Genomic DNA, 4,411 nt, shown 5'->3' with positions numbered 1-4,411 from the left:
ACCGTCCTCTGGGACGCCACCGTCGCCCGGCCGTTCGTGTCCGCGAACCTGAGCGGCCTGATCTCCGCCCTCGGCTCCCCGGACCACAACGCGGTCGCGGGCCTCGCCCGGCTCGGCGAGGCACCCTTCGGCCAGATCCTCGCCTCCTGGGCCGACCGCGGCCTGACCGCCGCCGTCCTGCTGCTGGCCCTGGCCGGCGCCCTGCGCCACCGGTGGGTGCGGCGGGTCGGCCTGCTGCCGCTGCTGGTGGCGCCGATCGCCGTCCTGCTGGCCAACGCCTACGACGGCGAGATGCTGTTCCGCGCCTACCTGTTCGCCCTCCCGGCCGCCGCCTTCCTCGCCGCCGCACTGCTCTGGGGCAACCGCGCGGGCACCCCCGCGGAGGGCGCCCTCCCGCCCGGCACCCCGCCCCGGCCGGTCACCCGGCCCGGCGGCCCGCTGCGGACCGGCGTCTGCGCCGTCCTGCTGCTCGGCCTCCTCGGCGGCACCCTCTTCGGGTACTACAGCAAGGAGGCGATGAACTACTTCACGCCGCAGGAGGTCGCGGCGGTGCGCTACGTCGCCGAGACCCCCGCGGGTTCCCGGATCATCTCGCTGACCGCCAACGAGCCGGGCGGCGAACTGAACTACGACACCCACGACCGGCTGGTGCTCGGCGACGCCGCGGGCGAGGACCTGCGGCACCTGGCGGCCGCCCCGGGCGACACCCTGCGCAGCGCGCTGGCCACCCCCAACGCGGCCGGCGGCCCCACCTACCTGATCCTCACCAGGGCCCAGGTGCTCGACTGCGAGCTGACCGGCCTGCTTCCGGCCTCCGCCGTCCAGGGCCTGGCGGCCGCGGCGGCGGCCGAACCCACGCTGCGGCGCGTCTACGCCAACGAGGACGCCGTGGTCTACCAGTACACCGATTCCGACGCCGGGGGCGGCGCGGCCGTCCCCGCCGGAGGGAGCACGCCATGACCTCCGTCCGACCGTGGACCCTCTCCCGCCTCCTCCCGGTGCTGGGCGGCTGGTGCGCCCTCGCGGCGCAGCTGCTCCCGGTCGGCCTGCCGTTGCGGGCCGTCGTGGTGGCCGCTTTCCTGCTGGCCGGACCGGGCGCGGCGGCCGCGGACTGGGCCCGGCCGGTACCCCGGCCGGTGCGGGGGCCGGACCGGCTGAGCGCCGCCGGACTGGTGGTCGCGCTGAGCCTGGCGTTCGCGGTGCTGACCGCGGAGGCGCTGTTCTTCACCGGCTCCTTCGGCGCGGCCCGCGCGGTGCTGGTGCTCGCGGTGCTCACCACGGTGCTGACGCTGCTGCCGCGGCACCTCCCGCAGCACCTCCCGCGCCGCCCCCTGCACCGCCCGCACCGTTCGCGTCTGCACCGCCCGCACCGCTCGCGCCCGGGCCGGGACCGCCGGCCGGACACGCCCCTGCCGGTCGGGGCCGACCAGCCGCCGCCGACCGGCCCGTGGCACTCGGTGTTCCGCGACGACTTCAACGGCTCCGGCCTCGACCACGCGTCCTGGGCGACCTGCTACGACTGGAACGACGGCGGCTGCACCAATGCCGGCAACCAGGAGGACCAGTGGTACCTCCCGAGCCAGGTCTCGGTGGCGGACGGCAAGCTCACCCTCACCGCCGAGCGCCGGGCCACGACCGGCAGCGACGGCAAGACCTACCCCTGGACCTCCGGCATGGTCTCCACCGGCCGCGACCAGTGGGACGGCACCCCCCGGAAGACCTTCACCTACGGGTACTTCGCCGCCGCGATCAAGACCACCGGCCAGGCGGCCGGCATGTTCCCGGCCTTCTGGCTGCTCCCCGCCGGCACCCGCGGCGGACTGCCCGAGCTGGACATCGCCGAGTTCATCAACACCGACCACTACGCCGACCTCAACCTGCACGCCGAGGCCCCCGACGGCACCAACATCGACGCCCACTACTCCCACGGCCCGGTGGACTTCTCCAGCGGCTACCACGTCTTCGGGCTCGACTGGGAACCCGACGCGGTCACCTGGTACGTCGACGGCGTGCAGGTCTTCCAGGTCACCGATCCGACCGTGATCCCGGACGTGCCGATGGAGCTGATCCTCGACCTGGCCGTCGGCTACCACCAGTCGCCCCCGGCAGACGTCGACCGGACCCAGGTGGCCGTCGACTGGGTCGCCGTCTGGCAGCACTGAGCACGCGAGCACGCGAGCACGCGAGTACTGGAGCACCGCAGCACCCGAGCACCCGAGCACCCGAGAGGAAGGCCGACACCGTGAACCGCACCAGCCCCGCACTGGACCGCAGCACCCCGGTCCTGCTGGTCAGGGTGGGCCGGTACCCGCTCGCGCACGGACCGCTCGGCGCCGTCCGCTCCCTCGGCCGGGCCGGCGTCCAGGTGCGGGCGATGGTGGAGGACCGGCTCACCCCGACCGCGCTCTCCCGCTACCTGACCCGCGCGATCGTCCGCCCCACCAGCGGGCGCGAGCCCGCCGAAGACCTGGTCGCCACCGTCGCGGACGTCGGACGCCGGCTCGCCGGGGAGTCCGGCCGGCGCTGCGTGGCTGTGCCCACCGACGACGAGGCCGCCGTCCTGCTCGCCGAGCACGCCGGGGAACTCGCCCCGTACTTCCTGCTGCCCCCGGTGCCCGCGGCGCTGCCGCGCCGGGTGGCCGACAAGGGCGCCCTCTACACCGACCCCTCTACACCGACTGCCTCCGCTACGGGATCCCGGCGCCGGAGAGCGCCGCGCCCGCCGACCTGGACGAGCTGATCGAGGCCGCGGAGCGCTGCGGCTACCCGCTGGTCCTGAAGAACCTCGCCCCCTTCACCCGGCTGAGCCACCCCGTGGTGAGCCACGCCACGGTGGTGCACGACGAAGCCGAACTGCTGCGCCACTGCCCCCCGGACCGCCCGCTCTCGGTGCTCGCCCAGGAGTACCTGCCGGACGCGCGCACCGAGCACTGGATCACCCACCTGTGCTGCGACGCTGGCGGCGAGCCGCTGGCCCTGTTCACCGGGCGCAAGCTGCGCTCCTACCCGCCGTCGGGCGGATTCACCACCCGCGCGGTCGCGGTGTCCAACCCCGAGCTGGCCGGGCTCGCCGCCGGACTCTGCCGGCGGATCGGCTACAGCGGCATCGCCGACCTGGACTGGCGGCTGGACCTGCGCGACGGCCGGTACAAGCTGCTCGACTTCAACCCCCGCACCGGAGCCCAGTTCCGGCTGTTCGAAACGGTGGACGGCGTGGACGTCGTCCGGGCCCTCCACCTGTGGCTCACCGGCCGGCCGGTCCCGCGCGGACCCCAGCTGGACCGGTACTACGGCGTCGGCCAGCTGGACGTGCTCTCCGCCGCCGACGCGCTCTGGCGCGACCGCCGCCCGCCCACCGACCTGCGCCCGCGCCGGTCCACCGAGCGGGCCTGGCTCTGCCGCGACGACCTCCTCCCGGTGGCCGCGATGACCGTCCGCTTCACCGGCCAGGCGATCCGCCGGGTCGCCGGGACCGTCCCCGCCCGAGCCAGAGGAGGCTCGTCATGACCACTCCGCACGCCGTCCCCGTCGCGGTCGTCGGCGCAGGCCCGTACGGACTCTCCGTCGCCGCCCACCTGACGGGCCGGGACGTGCCACCGCGCGTCCTCGGTGTCCCGATGGAGAGCTGGCGGACCCGGATGCCCGCCGGGATGTTCCTCAAATCCACACCGCGGGCCTCCTCGATCGCCGACCCGGCGGGCCGGTACCGGCTGGCCGACTTCCGGGCCGCCGCGGGCCTGCCCCCGGTGGGCGACCGCTACGCCGTACCGCTGGACGAGTTCGTCCGCTACGGCGAGTGGTTCCAGCGGGCCTGCGTGCCCGGGGTCGAGCGCGCCGCGGTGGTGGGGATCGAACGCGCGCGGGACGGCTTCCGGCTGACGCTGGACACGGGCGAGGTGTTCGGCGCCCGGGCCGTGGTCCTGGCCGGAGGGTTCCCGCCGTACGCGCGGGTCCCGGGAGTGCTGCGCCCCCTGGTCGGGGCGGGCCTCGCCTCGCACACCGCGGACCACGCCGATCTGGCGAAGTTCGGCGGCCGCCGGGTGGCGGTGGTCGGCGCCGGACAGTCCGCGCTGGAGAGCGCCACCCTGCTGCACGAGGCCGGCGCCGAGCCGGTCCTGGTGGCACGGACCGGGGAGCTGCGGTTCGGCGAGCCGCCGGACTCCGAGGACCCCGCCGACCGCCCGTGGCCGGTGCGGCTGGCCAAGCCCGGCTCACCGCTGGGCCCCGGCTGGTCGTTCGCCGCGTTCAGCCGGGCCACCGGGGCGTTCCGCGTCCTGCCGGACGCGACCCGGGCCAGGCTGGTGCGCACCGTGCTCGGCCCGTCCGGCGGTTGGTGGCTGCGCGAGCGGCTGGAGGGCCGCTTCCCGGTGCTCACCGGGCACGAGCTGCTGACGGCCGGGCGGACCGGACG

4 protein-coding genes and 1 pseudogene are annotated in these 4,411 nt (G+C 75.7%); all 5 read left to right on the top strand.

Going from position 1 to position 4,411, the window contains the following annotated elements; genetic code table 11:
• A pseudogene (locus VR45_RS13635) lies at nucleotides 1-960 on the top strand (hypothetical protein); the annotation flags it as partial.
• Nucleotides 957-2,162 (top strand): glycoside hydrolase family 16 protein, encoded by a 1,206-nt coding sequence (locus VR45_RS13630; RefSeq protein WP_045939995.1) that lies wholly within the window; start codon nucleotides 957-959, stop codon nucleotides 2,160-2,162. The pseudogene VR45_RS13635 and the gene VR45_RS13630, both read left to right, overlap by 4 nt.
• Before the next feature lie 80 nt (nucleotides 2,163-2,242).
• Complete coding sequence (locus VR45_RS42295; RefSeq protein WP_052709065.1) at nucleotides 2,243-2,740, top strand: hypothetical protein; 498 nt, start codon at nucleotides 2,243-2,245, stop codon at nucleotides 2,738-2,740.
• Between the two features lie 77 nt (nucleotides 2,741-2,817).
• Entirely contained in the window at nucleotides 2,818-3,507 is a 690-nt protein-coding gene (locus tag VR45_RS42290) for a hypothetical protein (protein WP_159394208.1), read from the top strand.
• Nucleotides 3,504-4,411: FAD-dependent oxidoreductase (locus VR45_RS13620; RefSeq protein ID WP_045939994.1), on the top strand; the 908-nt coding region annotated here is incomplete at its 3' end. The genes VR45_RS42290 and VR45_RS13620, both read left to right, overlap by 4 nt.

Origin of the sequence: Streptomyces sp. NRRL S-495 (assembly GCF_000966955.1) — a bacterium.
GTDB lineage: Bacteria > Actinomycetota > Actinomycetes > Streptomycetales > Streptomycetaceae > Kitasatospora > Kitasatospora purpeofusca.
The sequence above is the reverse complement of the archived record's forward strand: the minus strand, read 5'-3'. Positions and strand labels throughout refer to the sequence as shown.